The organism is Streptomyces sp. NPDC043854, from assembly GCF_056436005.1.
In genome coordinates this window covers 1-14929 of record NZ_JBWKDK010000094.1, presented here as the reverse complement: position 1 = coordinate 14929, position 14929 = coordinate 1, and the positions used below count along the sequence as shown (strand labels likewise).

Annotated in this window: 14 protein-coding genes and 5 pseudogenes; 9 read left to right on the top strand and 10 right to left on the bottom strand. The window is 67.3% G+C overall.

Annotation, left to right across the window (positions count from 1 at the left end; all coding sequences use genetic code 11):
• The first annotated feature begins 203 nt into the window (after positions 1-203).
• The gene (locus AC068A_RS36320; RefSeq protein WP_478590561.1) at positions 204-506 is read left to right on the top strand and encodes a hypothetical protein; all 303 of its coding nucleotides are present in this window, start codon (positions 204-206) and stop codon (positions 504-506) included.
• A gap of 105 nt (positions 507-611) precedes the next feature.
• The gene (locus AC068A_RS36315; RefSeq protein WP_478590560.1) at positions 612-953 is read left to right on the top strand and encodes a hypothetical protein; all 342 of its coding nucleotides are present in this window, start codon (positions 612-614) and stop codon (positions 951-953) included.
• A 169-nt stretch (positions 954-1122) separates the two neighbouring features.
• Here the strand turns inward: AC068A_RS36315 and AC068A_RS36310 are convergent, their stop codons facing one another.
• From AC068A_RS36310 to AC068A_RS36290, 5 genes and pseudogenes are all read right to left on the bottom strand, one after another.
• Positions 1123-1533 (bottom strand): peptidoglycan-binding domain-containing protein, encoded by a 411-nt coding sequence (locus AC068A_RS36310; protein ID WP_478590559.1) that lies wholly within the window; start codon positions 1531-1533, stop codon positions 1123-1125.
• A gap of 157 nt (positions 1534-1690) precedes the next feature.
• Positions 1691-2680: an AraC-like ligand-binding domain-containing protein gene (locus AC068A_RS36305; RefSeq protein WP_478590558.1), complete on the bottom strand. Its 990-nt coding sequence runs from the start codon at positions 2678-2680 to the stop codon at positions 1691-1693.
• Between the two features lie 228 nt (positions 2681-2908).
• Positions 2909-3532: a hypothetical protein gene (locus tag AC068A_RS36300; RefSeq protein ID WP_478590563.1), complete on the bottom strand. Its 624-nt coding sequence runs from the start codon at positions 3530-3532 to the stop codon at positions 2909-2911.
• A 29-nt stretch (positions 3533-3561) separates the two neighbouring features.
• Positions 3562-3750 (bottom strand): annotated as a pseudogene (locus AC068A_RS36295) (transposase); the annotation flags it as partial.
• 313 nt (positions 3751-4063) lie between these two features.
• Complete coding sequence (locus AC068A_RS36290) at positions 4064-5011, bottom strand: AraC family transcriptional regulator (RefSeq protein ID WP_478590557.1); 948 nt, start codon at positions 5009-5011, stop codon at positions 4064-4066.
• Between the two features lie 95 nt (positions 5012-5106).
• Here AC068A_RS36290 and AC068A_RS36285 point away from each other — a divergent pair, with 95 nt between their 5' ends.
• Entirely contained in the window at positions 5107-5871 is a 765-nt protein-coding gene (locus AC068A_RS36285) for an SDR family oxidoreductase (protein ID WP_478590556.1), read from the top strand.
• Between the two features lie 148 nt (positions 5872-6019).
• Here AC068A_RS36285 and AC068A_RS36280 read toward each other — a convergent pair.
• Positions 6020-6199 (bottom strand): annotated as a pseudogene (locus AC068A_RS36280) (IS5/IS1182 family transposase); the annotation flags it as partial.
• Between the two features lie 81 nt (positions 6200-6280).
• On the opposite strand from AC068A_RS36280, the gene AC068A_RS36275 reads away from it, so the two are divergent.
• On the top strand, positions 6281-6592 hold the full coding sequence (locus AC068A_RS36275; RefSeq protein WP_478590562.1) for a hypothetical protein: 312 nt from the start codon (positions 6281-6283) through the stop codon (positions 6590-6592).
• A 12-nt stretch (positions 6593-6604) separates the two neighbouring features.
• Here AC068A_RS36275 and AC068A_RS36270 read toward each other — a convergent pair.
• Positions 6605-6730 (bottom strand): annotated as a pseudogene (locus AC068A_RS36270) (DUF6255 family natural product biosynthesis protein); the annotation flags it as partial.
• Positions 6731-7012: 282 nt separating this feature from the next.
• Between AC068A_RS36270 and AC068A_RS36265 the strand changes: the two are divergent.
• Together AC068A_RS36265 and AC068A_RS36260 are read left to right on the top strand one after the other, a co-directional pair.
• A complete protein-coding gene (locus AC068A_RS36265; protein WP_478590555.1) occupies positions 7013-7825 on the top strand; it encodes a hypothetical protein in 813 nt (270 codons plus the stop codon).
• Between the two features lie 179 nt (positions 7826-8004).
• A pseudogene (locus tag AC068A_RS36260) lies at positions 8005-8115 on the top strand (VOC family protein); the annotation flags it as partial.
• A 111-nt stretch (positions 8116-8226) separates the two neighbouring features.
• Here AC068A_RS36260 and AC068A_RS36255 read toward each other — a convergent pair.
• A complete protein-coding gene (locus AC068A_RS36255; protein WP_478590554.1) occupies positions 8227-8400 on the bottom strand; it encodes a hypothetical protein in 174 nt (57 codons plus the stop codon).
• A 1223-nt stretch (positions 8401-9623) separates the two neighbouring features.
• Here AC068A_RS36255 and AC068A_RS36250 point away from each other — a divergent pair.
• Entirely contained in the window at positions 9624-10181 is a 558-nt protein-coding gene (locus AC068A_RS36250; RefSeq protein ID WP_478590553.1) for a DUF3291 domain-containing protein, read from the top strand.
• A gap of 319 nt (positions 10182-10500) precedes the next feature.
• On the opposite strand, the gene AC068A_RS36245 is transcribed toward AC068A_RS36250, so the two are convergent.
• Together AC068A_RS36245 and AC068A_RS36240 are read right to left on the bottom strand one after the other, a co-directional pair.
• The gene (locus AC068A_RS36245) at positions 10501-11154 is read right to left on the bottom strand and encodes a DUF7691 family protein (RefSeq protein WP_478590552.1); all 654 of its coding nucleotides are present in this window, start codon (positions 11152-11154) and stop codon (positions 10501-10503) included.
• A 352-nt stretch (positions 11155-11506) separates the two neighbouring features.
• Positions 11507-12508 (bottom strand): annotated as a pseudogene (locus tag AC068A_RS36240) (IS110 family transposase).
• A gap of 823 nt (positions 12509-13331) precedes the next feature.
• On the opposite strand from AC068A_RS36240, the gene AC068A_RS36235 reads away from it, so the two are divergent.
• Positions 13332-13946, top strand: coding sequence for a hypothetical protein (locus tag AC068A_RS36235; RefSeq protein WP_478590551.1), 615 nt, complete (start codon positions 13332-13334; stop codon positions 13944-13946).
• 341 nt (positions 13947-14287) lie between these two features.
• A complete protein-coding gene (locus AC068A_RS36230) occupies positions 14288-14689 on the top strand; it encodes a peptidoglycan-binding domain-containing protein (protein WP_478590550.1) in 402 nt (133 codons plus the stop codon).
• Positions 14690-14929 lie beyond the last annotated feature (240 nt).

Sequence of the window (14929 nt, the reverse complement as noted above, 5' to 3'; positions counted from 1 at the left end):
TACTCCAGCGGCATGAAGTACGGCCAGCTGGCGCGGTGCGTTCAGCCGTAGGGCATGGCACCAGCCCTCCCATAGCAGTTACGGGACAGCCCTTACTGATCACCGGACTCGCTTGGCATGCGGGCGGCATTTTGGTGATTTAGCATGAAATTGCACCGCTTGGCCAGTCGATTACTGCTCGAGCAGGAAAGCAGGGGCACATCATGTACATGATGCGCGAGGTCTACCAAGCTGAACGCGGGAAGGCGCCGGAGATCGTGGCGGCGTTCAAGGCCCTCACCAAGCTGTTTGAAGAGGCGGGGTACGCGAACCGGCGAATCTACGTCGATTACGCCGGTCCCATGGATACGGTCGTCTGCCAATGGGAATTCGACAGCCTCGACCAGTACTTCACCATGGAGCGAGCGTTCTTCGTGAATCCAGATGAGAACGCCCAGTCACTGATCGACGCGTTTAACAGCAACGCGGTATCCGGCTACAAGGAGATCTACGAGGTCATCCAGTAGCGGATCACCTGGGCGACAGAGGCCAGCGTCACCCGCGCGTTCCCGGACCCCACGACCGGCTACACCACTCAGCGGGACGCCATCGCCGACCGTACGCTGCCGGGCATGACAAGGTCAGGATTCGATGCTTCGTACCTGCAGCCGCTGTTCAGGGATGTGGAGAACCTGCGCGGGGAGGGCGCGTACCAGCAACTGCCGGCACCGCAGCCTTCGAGCAGCCTTGCGGCTGACGATGCACCGCTGGGCATGTACGCGGCGTCGACGCTCATCCGCAGCTTCTACAGCGCCGGGGTGGCGCACGCCGACGCGCTGCGCAGGCTGGTGCTGGCAGGGGAGGCCGATCCGCAAAGTCCGTGGACCCTGATGCGCGGGTCCCTGGAAAACTTCGCTACGGCCATCGGGCTTGTGAGTTGGGGGTGTGGTGGCGGGGCTTGGGCGCGTCATTGATGCATGACAGCTTTCTGTCTGATTGAGGGTGGTTTCTCGTTCCGTGATGGCTGATGGGGTGAACCGTTCCGGGTTTGATCGAGACTGTCAGGCCCTGCGCTCGGCAGGGGTGCTCAGCAACGGTCGGCCCGAGGCGGTCGGGTACCGCGGCGAGCGGTACCAAGGGAGGTCAGAGGCGGTCGCACTTCGCGTCGATGTTCGCGTACCAGCGCCACTCCACGACGTTGCGGGTGTTGGGCCCGTAGATCCCGTCGGCCTTCTGGCCGGTCGCGCTCTGCAGCGACCGTACGGCCGCCTCGGTCTTGGCGCCGTAGACGCCGTCAATCCCCCCGGTGTCCTTGCCGTAGCAGATGCTCAGGGCGAGCTGGAGTTCCTCGACCGCCGGGTTGCTGGCCCCCCGGGCCATGATGCAAGAGGTGGATCCGCCGCTGGTCGCGGGGACCTTGGTCCAGTACCCGCCCTGGCTGACGCCCTTGGATACGGTGCAGTAGCCGTCGGCCGCCGCGGCGGTGGGGGCGGTGACCAGGATGCCGCCGACGGCTGCGGCGAGGGTGGTCAGAACGGCCAGGGTGCGCTTCACGTGCGTGTTCTCCATAAGTGTCAAAGGGACGGCGAGGGCAGAGCGTGTGGCAGCGGCCGGAGCGACGTGTCCCTGGCGCCTCGGGCCCGGTTTCACCACGGCTGCCGGAGAGTTCCCTCCCGCTCCGGCGTCACCGAATCTAGGCCGAAAACGGTGGTCACGCTGAACGCTCCGTGCGGAATACATTGACGCTCAGCGCACGGAACTCGGTCGGGCTGACGCCGTACGCCTCGCGGAAGGAACGGCTGAATACCACCGGTCCGCTGAAGCCCCAACGGGCGGCGATGGAGCCCACGGGGCGGCCGCGGAGGGCAGGGTCGGCGAGGTCCGCGCGGCACTGCTCGAGGCGGCGACGGCGTATCCGGGCGTGGACGCCCTCCTCCTGGCCGTGGAAGAGCTGGTGGAGAGTGCGCACCGAGATGTGGTGGTGGGCGGCGACGGCCGCGGGGTTCAGCTCGGGGTCGCCGAGGTTGTGCTCGATGAAGGCGTGGATCCGCTGCATCAGCGCCTGCGTCCGGACTTCCGCGGGGAGCAGGTCGTCGGCATCCAGTTGTTGGGCCAGGCACGCCGCCGCGAGGTCGACGGCGACCGTACTGAGACGACGCAGTTCCTCCTGTGTGCATTCGGCGCCGTGGTCTTCGAGGGAGGTCATGAAGGACGCCAGGATCGCGGCCATGCCCCGGTCGCCTGGTATGCGCCGGGCCAGCACCTGGTCCAGGCGCTGGGTGCGCAGCGGCAGGATGTTACGGGGCAGCATCAGGATCGTGGCTTGCACTTCGCCGCCCGTGGCGGGCATCTGGTTGTCGGAGGGCCGGGAGGTGTCCCAGAGCATGAGGTCACCGGCTCCGATGGTGCACTCGCTCCGGTGCTGCGACAGCGACGTGGCTCCTTTGCGCAAGAGGGCCAGCTGGTACTCCTCCGGGTCGCCGCGCCGGATCATCGCGGCCGTACGCCGAGAACGCAGGGGCGACAGGGAGAACCTCGACGCGCGGATCGCTCCCAGGTCGAGCACCGCGGCCTCACCCTGAAACGCGGCGGGCCGCTCGCAGCTGAGCGTGGCGGGCATCACCTCGCTCGACACGATGTCGGAGTACCAGTCGAACCGATCTTCCGCATGTATCTCGTCCGTTGACACCACTGACCACATTCCATGCCCCCTATTGGATCTCTTTGACAAGACCAGAATGCAGCCAAAAAACCGCTGTCCGCGCACGATGATCGGGCGGGTCCCTCCGCGCGGGGAGGGCGGCAGCTCGCGGGTCCTTGCCGAGGGTGGGACGCACCAGCACGCCGGTTCCGCCGAAACGCGCGTACTCGAGGTGGCCGTCGGCGCGGCGGTCGAGGTACCCGCCGGAGCACGGCGCTCCTGCGCGAGTCAGCAGGGCCGGAGATGACACACTGCCCGCCTGGCCGCGACCACGGCGTCGCCTACGGCGAACTCGCGCTTCTTGCGGACCGGATGGTGGTCCGCGAGCCCGACGACCTCGTCGGCCTGGTAGCGGCGCGGTAGTTTGCCACCGTCTGAGCAGCCACTTTGTGACCGGCAGTGGACAGCTCGGCGGCCTTGGCCAGCTGCCGGGCCATCAGCGACCGGTCCGGCCCGTACTCGGGCCTCGGAGACGTCTTTCGGGGCAGCACCAGGCGGCAGCCAGTGCAGGACCTCCGTCGTGAACGCCGCGAAGAGGCGCACGTCGGTGGCGGTGGCACCGCCCTTGCGGGTTTGGGCGTGGATGGTGAGGCGGGCTGCGATGCGGGTGCCGTGGGCAACGGCTCCGTGCACCTCGAAAGGCCAGTCGGTCACGTTCCTGCGGACCGGCCGCAGGTGGGCGAGGAGGCGGTCGTGATCGAGCCGGATACCGTCGCTGATCTGGACGACGTCCCGTGTGAAGTGGCGCTCCATCACCTCTCGCGCCGGGTCGCCACGAACCGTGGACGCGGTGAGGGAGCCGAAAAAGGCGGCAATGAACCGCGCGGGGTGGGTCTCGGTGTAAGGCGGCATGGCTCCCCCCCGCCCCCCGGGGGCTGGGAGCGGGCCGCACCCGCGTCCCAAGAGGCGCACCGCAGCAGCCGCTGCATCGGACCGGGACGGCTATGGCCGGCGTGCTCCGCCAACTGCCAGCAGTTCTTGCGCTCGGTCCCGGAAAGCAATCCGAGCAGATAGGCGCGGGCCGCGGCCCGAGGTTCCACTCGCCCGAACAGGCCTGCAATCCGAGCCATGGCCTGGTCGAACAACGCTGCGATCGAGCAGGGCCTACGCTACGGCCCGCGGCCACCGCACGATCTTCAAGAGTCCACACAAACCCTTGATCATCTCGCGGTGTCCGCACGCATCAGGCGTCGTGGTAATCGCCGCCGTCAACCTGGACCTTCGCCTCCAGAACCTACCTCGCGCATCGTCGCGATCACCGTATCGCTCGGGTTCTTGGACACGATCCGCCCGGCGCTCCACCACATCGGGGCCACCGCGAGGCCGGGATCGGCAGCGACCACCGCTTCCCAAGCCGCTGCGGTGATGTCCTGGCCCTCACCGTCAGTTGTATCCGCGTGGTTCGTCGCCTGCCGTCTTGACCTGCTTGCGGTAGGCCCCCGGCGGCGATCCGAAGTGTCGTTTGAAAGCTTTGGCGAAGGCGAACTCCGACGTGTACCCCGTGTGCTGCGCGATTGTGCTCAGCGGGGTCGGCGATTGGTGCAGCAAGCGCGCCGCGGTGGCCATCCGCCAGTTGGTCAGGTAGGTCAGCGGCGGCTCGCCGACCACCGAGGCGAAGCGGCGGGCGAACGCCGCGCGGGACAGCCCGGCGCGGGTGCCCAGAGACTCCACGGTCCAGGGATGGCCGGGATCGTCGTGGATCGCCTTCAGGGCCGGGGCGACTGCCGGGTCGGTCAGCGCGGCCACCCAACCCCGGGTCCGCTCCTTCGGCAGTTCGGCGTACCACGACCGGAGGATGTACAGCAGCAGCAGATCGATGAGCGCCGTGACGACCGAGTCCGAGCCCGGCTGCGGCGCGTGGAACTCGGCGCACAGCTGATCGACCGCCGAGCGCAGCACCGGGTGGCGACCGGGAACCGCGGGGAGGTGGATGACCTCCGGTAGATCGCTGAACAGCGGATGCGGGCGATCAACGTCGATCGCGTACGCGCCGCACACCAGCACCGTGTGCGGCCCCGGTCCGTCCACGGTGACCTGGCCGATCGGCGAGGAACGGTCCACGCGCTCGGGTACGAATTCCACCGGATCGCGGTCCGGCACGTCGCACAGGGTGTGTCCGCTGCCGCGCCGCAGGAACACGATGTCGCCGGGTCCGAGCGCGAGCGGTCGGCCGTGCGGTGGCAGCAGGTGGCAGTGTCCTTCCACGACCACGTGGAATCCGGCTCCTGAGATGGGTTGGAACTTCAGGGCCCACGGGGCGTGCGCGTCGGTGCGAGTCACCATCGGGCGTCCCGTCCGCAGGACTTCGAGGGTGTCGCTCAGGATGTCCATAGCGCCACTCTAGTGCCTGCACGGCGAGACGATATGACAGGGAATTGAGATTTCAAGTCATTCACCGTCTCGATGTGGAGGCGTACGTTCTTGCCATGGCGGTTGCCGAACCCCGGCACTGCATCGACGAAGGAATGGATCCCATGTCTCTGGCTGGCAAGAAGATCGTGATCATCGGTGGAACCTCCGGCATCGGCTTCGCGGTAGCCCAACAGGCCGCGGCGGCTGGCGCGGACGTCGTGGTCGCCTCCAGCAATCAGGACCGCGTGGACGCCGCGACGAAGCGGTTGGGCGAGCCGGCCGAAGGCCGCCGCCTGGACGTCGCCGACGGCAACGCCATCGCCGCGTTCTTCGAGCAGGTCGGGGAGTTCGACCACCTCGTCTACACCGCGGGCGAATCTCTGCTGATCAAGCCGTTGGTCGACACCACCCCGCAGGAGGCCAGGGCCGTCTTCGAGCGCCGGTTTTGGGGCGCGTTCCTCTCCGCCAAGTGCGCTGCACCGCGACTGCGCGACGGCGGCTCGATCACTTTCAGCTCCGGCGTCCTCGCGATCCGCCCCCTGTCCGGAACCGCGCTCACGGCAGGTATCACCGGCGGCATCGAGGCCCTGTCCCGGGCACTCGCCGTCGAACTCGCCCCTCTGCGCGTCAACGTGATCCAGCCCGGTGTGATCCGCACCGAGCTGTGGGACGGCAGTGTCCCGGACCCGGAGGCTTTCCTCCAGGACGCCGGGTCCGAACTGCTCACGCGGCGTGTCGGCACTGCCGAGGAAGCCGCGGCGGCCTATCTCTTCGTCTTGTCCAACGCCTACGTCACCGGCACCACGCTCGCGATAGACGGCGGCGCGGCACTGGTGTGACACAGGCGCCACGCACAACAGCCAACGGAGCAACGCCGCCCCGACGCGACGCGTTCCTTGCCGTGGCAGTCGACGACGCGAGGCCGACCAGACGTGCGGATCCGAACCGCCCGGCCCGGAGCGGAGACCCGGTCGACCTGATGACGGTTGCGGTCTTCTCGTAGCGGGTGGCGATGCCGCGCCATTGCTCGAGGCGGTTGATGCAGCGTTCGACGGTGTTGCGCGGCTTGTAGGCCTCGCGGTCGAAAGCAGGTGGCCGGCCGCCCTTGCTGCCGCGTCGGTTGCGATGCGCCTGCTGGTCGGCGGGGACTGGGATCACGGCCTGCAATTCCGGTGGGACGCGGCGGCCGGCGCCGCTCCGGTACGGGGTCCGTAGGTTCATGTGACTGAATGGGTGGGGGAACGGCGAGTGGACAGGCGCGAAAGGCGTGACCTGGAGCGTGCGATCGCGGAGGGCATCAAGCGTTCTCGACGCGTCGACAGACGCGAGATGAAGGAGGCGGTCGCCGAAGGTGTCAGGCTCTACGAGCGCGAACGCGAGCGAGAGCGCCGGGCGTCGATGCCGGTGCCGGCGGCGCCGGCCCGGCGGAAGGACGACCCGCGGGACCGTAGGACGGTGGGCGACGTCCTTGCGTTCATCGCCTTCCTGCTCTGGTACGTGGTGCTGGCGTCGCCCTTCATCGCGGTCTTCGCCTTCCTGGTGTACTGGCTCGTCTTCTGAGTCGGCGCCGGCCTGCGGCAGTCCGGGCGGATGCAGCGACCCGTGCTCGCTGAACCGTTGGGCGCCGCAGCCGTCGCAGCGGGACACGCCTTCGGCGTGGGTCAGCCCCGCGAACTCGTCCTGCCGCCGACCGTACACCCCTGGAAGGGGCGACGTCCGCCGCCTTGGAGCGGGACGTCGGGCGCCGCAGTGTTCTGCGGCCGGCTGCACGAGCCGGTACCCCCGCGACACCAGGGGCCCGTCAGCCCGCTGAGCCCAGGAAGCCGACCCGGAGATCGACTACCTGCGGGACACCACGACCGCCCGTGGCCAGCGGCAGCTGTCACGGTACCGGCGCCGATGGTCCGGCGGTCGGCGCGGCCTGATATAGATCCGCTTGCGCGAAAGACGCGCCACGTCGACGACGAACGGTTGAGGGACATGGACTACCTGGCGACCGCCCTGGCTCTCGCGGATGCGCGCGCCGAACGCTCGGATGCGGCCGTTGCCCGATTGGACGCGCTCGCGGCGCAGCACGGTCGGGTACTTCCCCGGTCGGTACGCGACTGGTACTCCCTCGCCGCCGCGACCACGATCCTGGAACCGGCGCGCCACGCCGATCACGTCTACCCGGTCGAGAGCCTCGGCCGACCGGAGACGTTCTACTGGCCGACCGACGACGAGGAATGGCCGGAGGGCCTGGAGGAGCAGGAGGAACGCGAGTTCGACCCGCTGGCACACGACCTGCTGCCGTTCCTGCAGGAGAACCAGGGCGTCTACTGCCTCGCGGCGCAGTTGGACGGTTCCGACGACCCGCCCGTGCTGCTCTCCTGGGACGGCGTGCAGCCCGGCGGGTGGATGCCGCACGCGGACACGTTCGCCCAATGGGTCTACACGCGGGTGTGGGACTTCGCGCTGCTCCGCGGCTCCGGCATGCTCCAGGCGACCGCCACGCAGGTCACCGCAGCGGAGCTCGATGCCCTCGGGCGACGGCTCGAGACGCGTCCTGTGACGAGAACGGACCGCGAGGAGCAGCGGCGCTTCGCCGGTCCCGGCGACGAACAGAGACTCCTCCTGTTGTCCCCGTGGGCCGGCGGGGGCGACTGGAGCGCGTACCTCTGGGCCTCCACGGCCGACCTGTTGGTCGATCTGGTCGACACCGTGCGGCCCGTACTCGCCCTGGGAGAGGTGCGCGCCGCGCCCCGCGAGCCCAGCGGGACGGTCAGGCACGCCCTGGAGCGGATGCGCGCCTGACGCCCTCGTGCGACGGGCGGGGACCCGAGCCGGGGTCCCCTCGGGCGGCCCCGGCTCGGGGTGCGGTTCCGGTCGTCACTCGGGAGACGGCCCGCAAGGGCCGTCCTCCCGTCAACTTGCGCGTCTTGTACGCCGGATGAGCAGCGAACTCCGCCTGTTACGGTGGACCGAAGGCATCGATCAAGCAGTTCCAAGTGACCCCGACTGCGCGGAACCAGAGCGCGTCGCTGGTTTTTGGTGCGAGGTGTTGGGGGTACGTCGTACCGCCGTCCCCGGAGGGGTTCGCCACCTGTGGCTGCGTAGGTGAGAACTGGCATCGGTCGATGAGAATTGACACCGCTGCTGGGCATCTGGAGTGTCAGTGGCTGCTGAGAAGGTCGAGTCATGGCGTGGGCCGCCCATCAGGGGCGCGGGGCCTTCTCGCCGTGCACGGCTGTGTATTCGGCTGCGAGCCAAGGGCCGAGTTTCCCGCCGGGCCCGTAATCACCGCTCCGCAGCGGCCACGTGGTGTAGGCGGCGGCGTTGGCGATGGCCGGCAGCGTGCCTGATCGCGAGACGCCTTCCGACAGGCGCATGGTGGGGGTTATGGACGTGGACGCGGTGATCTCGGAGCTGTACGGGCTACGGCCGGTGAGTTCATCGCGGCCCGCGACGCGCATGCGGCCCAGGCCTGCCGGGACACGCCGCCACCGCGCACCGCACCGCCGCACTCCGGAAACCGACCCTCGCTGTCTGGGCGGCGAACTTCCTCTCCCGCACCCACAGGCCGAATCCCTGCTCAAACTGGGCGGCGAGCTGCAGCGCGCGCACCGCAACCCGCGCTCGACAACCCCGACGGCGACGCCCTCTTCCACCGCCAGGCCGCGCGGGGCGACGAGAAAGAGGTGCGGCGCCGGGCGGCCGAGCGGGAGGCGCGGCGGTCGGTGTGCAAGCGGTGCGGGGTGAAGTTCACCGACGAACGGTGGATGGAGACCACCGCGCGGGTTGTCTGGAAGGCCGGCGACCTGTCCGTGTGCGGCAGCTTGCCACGCCGACGACGTCGCCCGAAGGAAGCCGCCGCCGAAGCGGCCTGCTTTCGGACCGTCGAGCCGCTTGAGCCGGAGGAGAATCGCGACCAGGAGCCGGGCAAGCCCCGCCTCGACCTCGCCCAAGGGCACCGAGAGCCCGCCGTGGTTCGCCACGATCACCGACCGACTCTCCGGTGCATTGCCCCAGGCGCATACGCACACCTCCGACGGGGCCGGACACATTCCCCACGTCACCCACCGGACGACTACGCGGACCGTGTGATCAGCTCTATCGAAGCAAGCGGCCGACCGTGACAACTGACGCGCCCAAAGGGGTAGGGCTGCCCGTGGAGCGTCCGGTCAGCGGCGACTGACAGGTGAATCCACCTGTCCCTTGGCAGTGGACCCGGTCGCTGGGTCATCCAACCCGGTCGATGCCGACTACGCCGATGGCGTCGTTCCGGCACTCCGGCTTGAGCGGGGTTGTCGATGCTGCTTCTCGGTATTTGATGGGCCGATGCGGACTTTCACGGAGGCAGGCAGCGCCACCGCCAGTTCTTGCAAGGACCTGCGTAAGAGGCCACTTGGGCAGGGAAATTGCAATTTCGACATGGCTCGCGGAGGCAGCTACCTTCATCTGGTCTTCGGTGGTCGCCCACGGTCGCGCAGGGGTTTCTTCAGGCTGGGCCGGCCGCGACGGGATGAGTCGGTCAGGCCCCACGAGCCCTCGCCCCCGTGCGTAAGCCACCGAACCGGGTCCACGCCAGGCAGTCCCAACCAGGGAGAGACGCATGCCCCATCTTGCTCTGTACACATTCGGCGTCCTGAAGTCACCTCTCACCGATCCCGCAGCTCTCACGCGTGAGTTCTACGATATTGGTGAGGCCGTCTACCGGAAGATCAGTCAGTACCCCGGATACCTTGCGCGTGCTGAAGCGGCAGACGGTGACCGGGGCGAGCTCTTCGAGGCAGACTGGGGTGCATGGGGCGAGTTCGCCGTACCGACTTGGTACGGCAAGGGCCATACGGTGGAATCCACCGCCCTGGCCGCGAGCCTCTCGCTCTGGACGGACCTGTGCCCCGCCTTCGACGCCGTCTACACCGGTCTGCACCGTGAGGCGCTGAGCAGGCGTTACGACTGGTTCGAGAGGACAGGGCACCCAAATTACGTGCTCTGGTGGGTCTCCGACGGCGTGATACCCACCTGGCGGGACGGGGTTTCCAGGCTGGAGCACCTCCACGACCACGGCGCCGTGCCGCACGCCTTCACCTTCCATGACTCGTTCGCCCCGGACGGAACTCCGACCAGGATCAAAGGCATTGGGCCGAAGAGCGATCAGATTCGCTGACAAGGAAGCCTGAACGACTGGATTCGCTGTCAAGCGCAGCGGTCTGTCGTCGGTCAGTGGATCTGAATAGTCGTTAGTCTTCTGACCTGGTGTTGTGCAGGTTGGTTGAGCGTCTTGGTGCTGTGGTGGCTCACTGAATCTGCGCAGTGTCTGGGTGCGTCAGCTGTCTGGCCTGCGGTGTTTTGCGGTCTGGTTGTGGTTGTGCAGGTTGGTTGAGTGCTGCGCAGTTTCAGTGATACCTGGTATGTGGTGTGGTCTCGGGGGTGGGCTGGTTGTCGATCCGGGTGGTGGGGAGGCCCTGGGATATCGGTTCAGTCAGTTAGCCGACGATCGAGAAGAAGAGCGAGCCGTCTTCGGCCCACCACCAGGCTCCCCGACCTTCGTTCCAGTCGGAGGACCAGCTGTCAAGAGCCTTGATCAGCTCCTCCAGGTCGTACCGCAGGTCGGGGTCGATCCGGTCCAGCACCGCACGGTAGGCATCCACCGCCTGCCCGGCGATGGCCAGTGGCCAACACCCGATTTCCGGCGAACCTTCCGGGGGGCGGGGAATGCGGAACCCGATCTCCGAGGGCGGGCCGCTGTAGATGTACTGGAAGGGCAGCAGGTCCGCTGGAACGCCTGCTGCGCTCAGCGCGTCATCCAGGGCGGAGAACAGGGTGACAGGGCTCCGGTAGCTCGCCAGGGTGTCGGCGTCGCTCGCATTGTGGTCGATGACGATCTGGAGGGCTGCGTAGTAGGCGCTGCCGGCGTACTCGGCGGTGGAGTCCGCTCGGCCGTCGATCAGCTCCTCCAGCGCGTCGTGTACCGACAAGCCCCAGTCCACGCCCTGGGCATCGAGACTGTCCTGACGTTTCCGGGCCTTCTCCCGCATCAAGCCCAGGAGGCGCGACTCCTCGGCGTTGAGATCCCGGGCGGGCAAGAAACGTGCGACCGAGCCACGGTTTGCCATGCTGTAATTCACTACCTTGCTCATGGGGTCATGCTGCCAAAGGGGGCTGACACTCATGCTGCCAGGACCACCTGCCGACCGTACGAGCGACTGAAGCACCCTTCTCCACATGTCTCGTGCCTACGTCGTCTACCAGTCGCCTGAGCTGCGCGAAGTGCCGAGGAACCCTAGATGAGCAGCGGAGCCTGCTCCTTCCGCGCCCGAGTGCGCACCTACGCCCATTCCACGCCCAGCTCCCGTAGTGCATCTGTCGCCGGTCAGTGAATCTGAGCAGTCGTCACGCTTCTGACGCGTAAATAGCGGCAGGTCAGGGTGGGTGTGGGCAGGGCTGGGTGCCCGGTGGCTGTTGAGGCCGCCGGGTGTCCAGGGCTGTCGTTCAGGCTGTGGTCGCCCTCGGGTTGAGGGTGACCGTGTAGCCGAGCTGGTTGAGCTGGGTGATGGCCCGGCGGGTGGCGCGTTCGGGGTTGCGCTGGGTGAAGTAGGTTCCGCCGAGTTCCCGGTAGGCGACGTTGTCGCTCAGCATGTGCCAGATCGCGGTGATGATCGAGTGCTCGACGGCGACCAGGGCCTTGAGGGGGCCACGGCGGGCGGTGAGCCGCTTGTAGCGGGCGGCGAGGTAGGTGCCCTTGGTTCTGGCCGCGCCGAACGCGGCGAGTCCGAGGGCCCCTTTGAGGTAGGGGTTGCCGGGCCGTACTGGTCCAGATGGAGCCGGGCCAGGAACGCGTGGTGCTCGCGGAACCGCCCGGTCAGGGCCTCGGTGAGCTCGGGGATCTTGTTGTGGAGCTTGCGTTTGGCCAGGCCCGCGAGAACGACGGGGTCGGCTTCGCCGCGGATGAGGGCTTCGAGCATGGCCCGTCCGGAGACGCCCATGATGTCGGAGGCGACCGCGGAGAGTTTGATGCCGGTGTCCTCCAGGAGTTTCTCCAGTCGCTGGACCACGCGGCTGCGTTCGCGGGTGGCGGTGGTCCGGGCCCGGGTCAGGTCCCGTAGTTCACGGACCGGCTCGGGCGGCGCGAAGGAGGGCCGGACCAGGCCGTGGGCGCCGAGCTGGGCCAGCCAGGCCCACGTCCGAGACGTCCGTCTTGCGGCCGGGCAGGTTCTTGACCTGCCGGGCGTTGACGAGGATCACGTTCAGGCCCTCGGCCAGCACGTAGTAGAACGGCTTCCAGTAGTCCGAGGTCGCCTCGATCACCACCAGCGTCACCCGCTCGGCGAGGAGATGGTCCCGCAAGTCGAGGACCGCATTCGTTGTCGATCCCCACGTCGTGGTCTCGGTCGTGAAGGAGCCCCGCCGCTTCGTACTCGGCGTGCGGACGCACGCCTTGGCGTCCTTCTTGCTGATATCCAGGCCGGCGCAGCGTTCGTGCAGGACGTCCATGGCCCTTGCTTCCTCCCTGGTGGACGGACCCGTCGAATGCCGTTCCGGGAGGGCCAGGGTGAATCAGGAATTCTGACGCACGTGCTTCACAGCAACACTCCACGGTTCCCGTGGACGGCCCCCAGCACCACGCTGACCTGCGAGCTCGCGGGCATCACAGACGCATCATCGGTTTCGGCCGGAACGAACCCCACCACGATCCCGAACCGGCGTCGCCTCCCGTCAGGGCGGGCAGAAGCACCCCGGCGCGCCACGGCATTTACCACGCCCCAGGCGCGCAACGAAGGTGCGCTGGTTCGCTGACCTGCATAGTTCCTAGCCCGCGGCCTGGCTGCGCAGGTTGGTTGAGCACTGCGCAGTGTCAGCGATCGCTGACAACGGTGAGCCTGCCAGAGGTGCCTCGATCCCAGAGGCGATCTGGTATTGAGAATGAAGCAAGGTATAGAGATGGAACCGCCCTCGCAAGCAGGGGTCCGAGGCAGCTCCGGCCGGGCGCCCTTCATGCGACCCGCTGCCGTCGGGGCGCTGTGCCGGTGTGGCGTCATCCGGCGGTGGTCGCCACAAGTCCACCCGGTGGCTGACACCTCTATTGGGAGGACGGCACGCCCAGTGCCTGCGGGGGCGGCAAGGCGGAATCCCAGCGGCAGAGGTGGCGGCGAGGACGCCGCCACCGGACAAGTTAGACCGACGGTCGGACGTAGGCTTCGCCGACCATCCGGAGTAACGTAGCAGACTAAATTCTGTGCCCTCCGGGCAGAGTGAGGGAATGGAAGACGCTGCGGGGAGGCCGACGAGGTCTCGTAGGAGGAAACGATTCGAGGCCGTGCACAAGTGGTCCGCTACGGTTACAGCTGTCGTCGCCCTGGCTATTTCGTTCTTCAATTTCGCCGAGCTGCAGCGCCAGCCGGACGTCGATCTGGCGCTTCCTCACCTCTTTCGTCTCGAAAAGCTCGGAAATGACGTGCGGTTCTACGTGCAGCCGACGGTATCCACCAGGTTTAAGAGTGAGGATGTCGAAGTAATCCGTGACGCGCGTCTACAGCTCACCCCAACTGCCTCTATCTCTCGTTCGAAGCATCCGGTCTTCTACTGGAGAGAGAGCGTCGTATGGTATTACGACCCATCCACGGATACGGTCAATACCCGCTGGAGTGGCGATCCAGCCCCATTTATTGTCAGCCAGGACAAACCTCAACAGCCGTCATTCGAGTTCCGGGCCAACAATTGGATGTACCAGGCGGGTCAGTACGAAGGTTCTCTGGAGCTCATCCGTTCAGGTGATCGCAATCCCTTGACCAAGAAGTTCTGTCTGATCATTTCCGAGGCAGCAGTCAATGAGCTGACAAATCCACAGCCACCCGATCAGACGATCCGCTTCTTCCGCGACGACCTCCCTAAGTTCGCCTCTTCCAGCTGCTTTCGGAGGGACACGGATTAAGACCAAACTCAGCCCCAGCCCTGAGAATGCGGCTGTGGCGGATACTGGGTCTGAGTCCCGTGTAGGAGAGTGCAACGATCTCTGCGTCACACCCCCTGTAGGCGGAGCCGGAAGGCTCCGGGCGGGGAAGCGGAGCGGACCCGCTCACGGGAGGGCGCAGCCCTCCCCAACTCCCCAACCGCACACGACACAAGCCGAGGTCGCATGAGCGGGCCCGTATGATGATCTTCGATCTGGCCGAGATTGGACAGCTCGGCCCAGGATGCTGCGGGGGTGTCTCGGGCTTTCGTTGTGCACCCCGCATGAGGAGAGTCAGTGAGGCGTCGGCTTACTCCCTGGGCGTGGCTGCCCTGTCGATTGGCGCGATGATCGGCTTCGCTCCGACCGCAAGCGCCGCAACCCCTGTCTGCAACGGCCAGATGCGGGTCGCGACCGGTTCCTACAACGTGTGGGCTCCCACGAACGAGGCCCCTTGGCTCACCCTCACCACCAACTGTGTCATGCGTCAGGGCATGGCCGGTATGGACCGTAGTGCAGTGAGCACGCTGCAGTACGCGCTCAGGGTCTGCAACGGCGCCAACGGGTTGGCCAATGATGGCCAGTTCGGCCCCCTCACGACTCAGGCCGTGCGGGACTTCCAGGTGCGCGTCGGGATCCCTGCAGACGGTGTCTACGGCCCCCAGACGCGGCGTGCGATGTACTGGCCCGCCATCGAGAACGGCCGATGCCAGAAGATCGCATGACCAGATCCTCCCCCGAGGGGTGGGAGCGAAGCGGACACCCAACAGGCCGAAGGCCTTGACCCCGTGAAACGGGGTCACCTCCCCTGCGAAGCAGGGGAGGTCAGGCCAGAACTCGAACAGTCCGAAGCGAAGCGGAGGACTCCGGCCCCAAAGGGGCCGGCCCTGGGGGGGTGGAGGAGAGAACCCGCAAGAGGAGAGGGGGGGGTGGCTTCTCCCCCCGGCGAGCGGGGGGGAGGCACC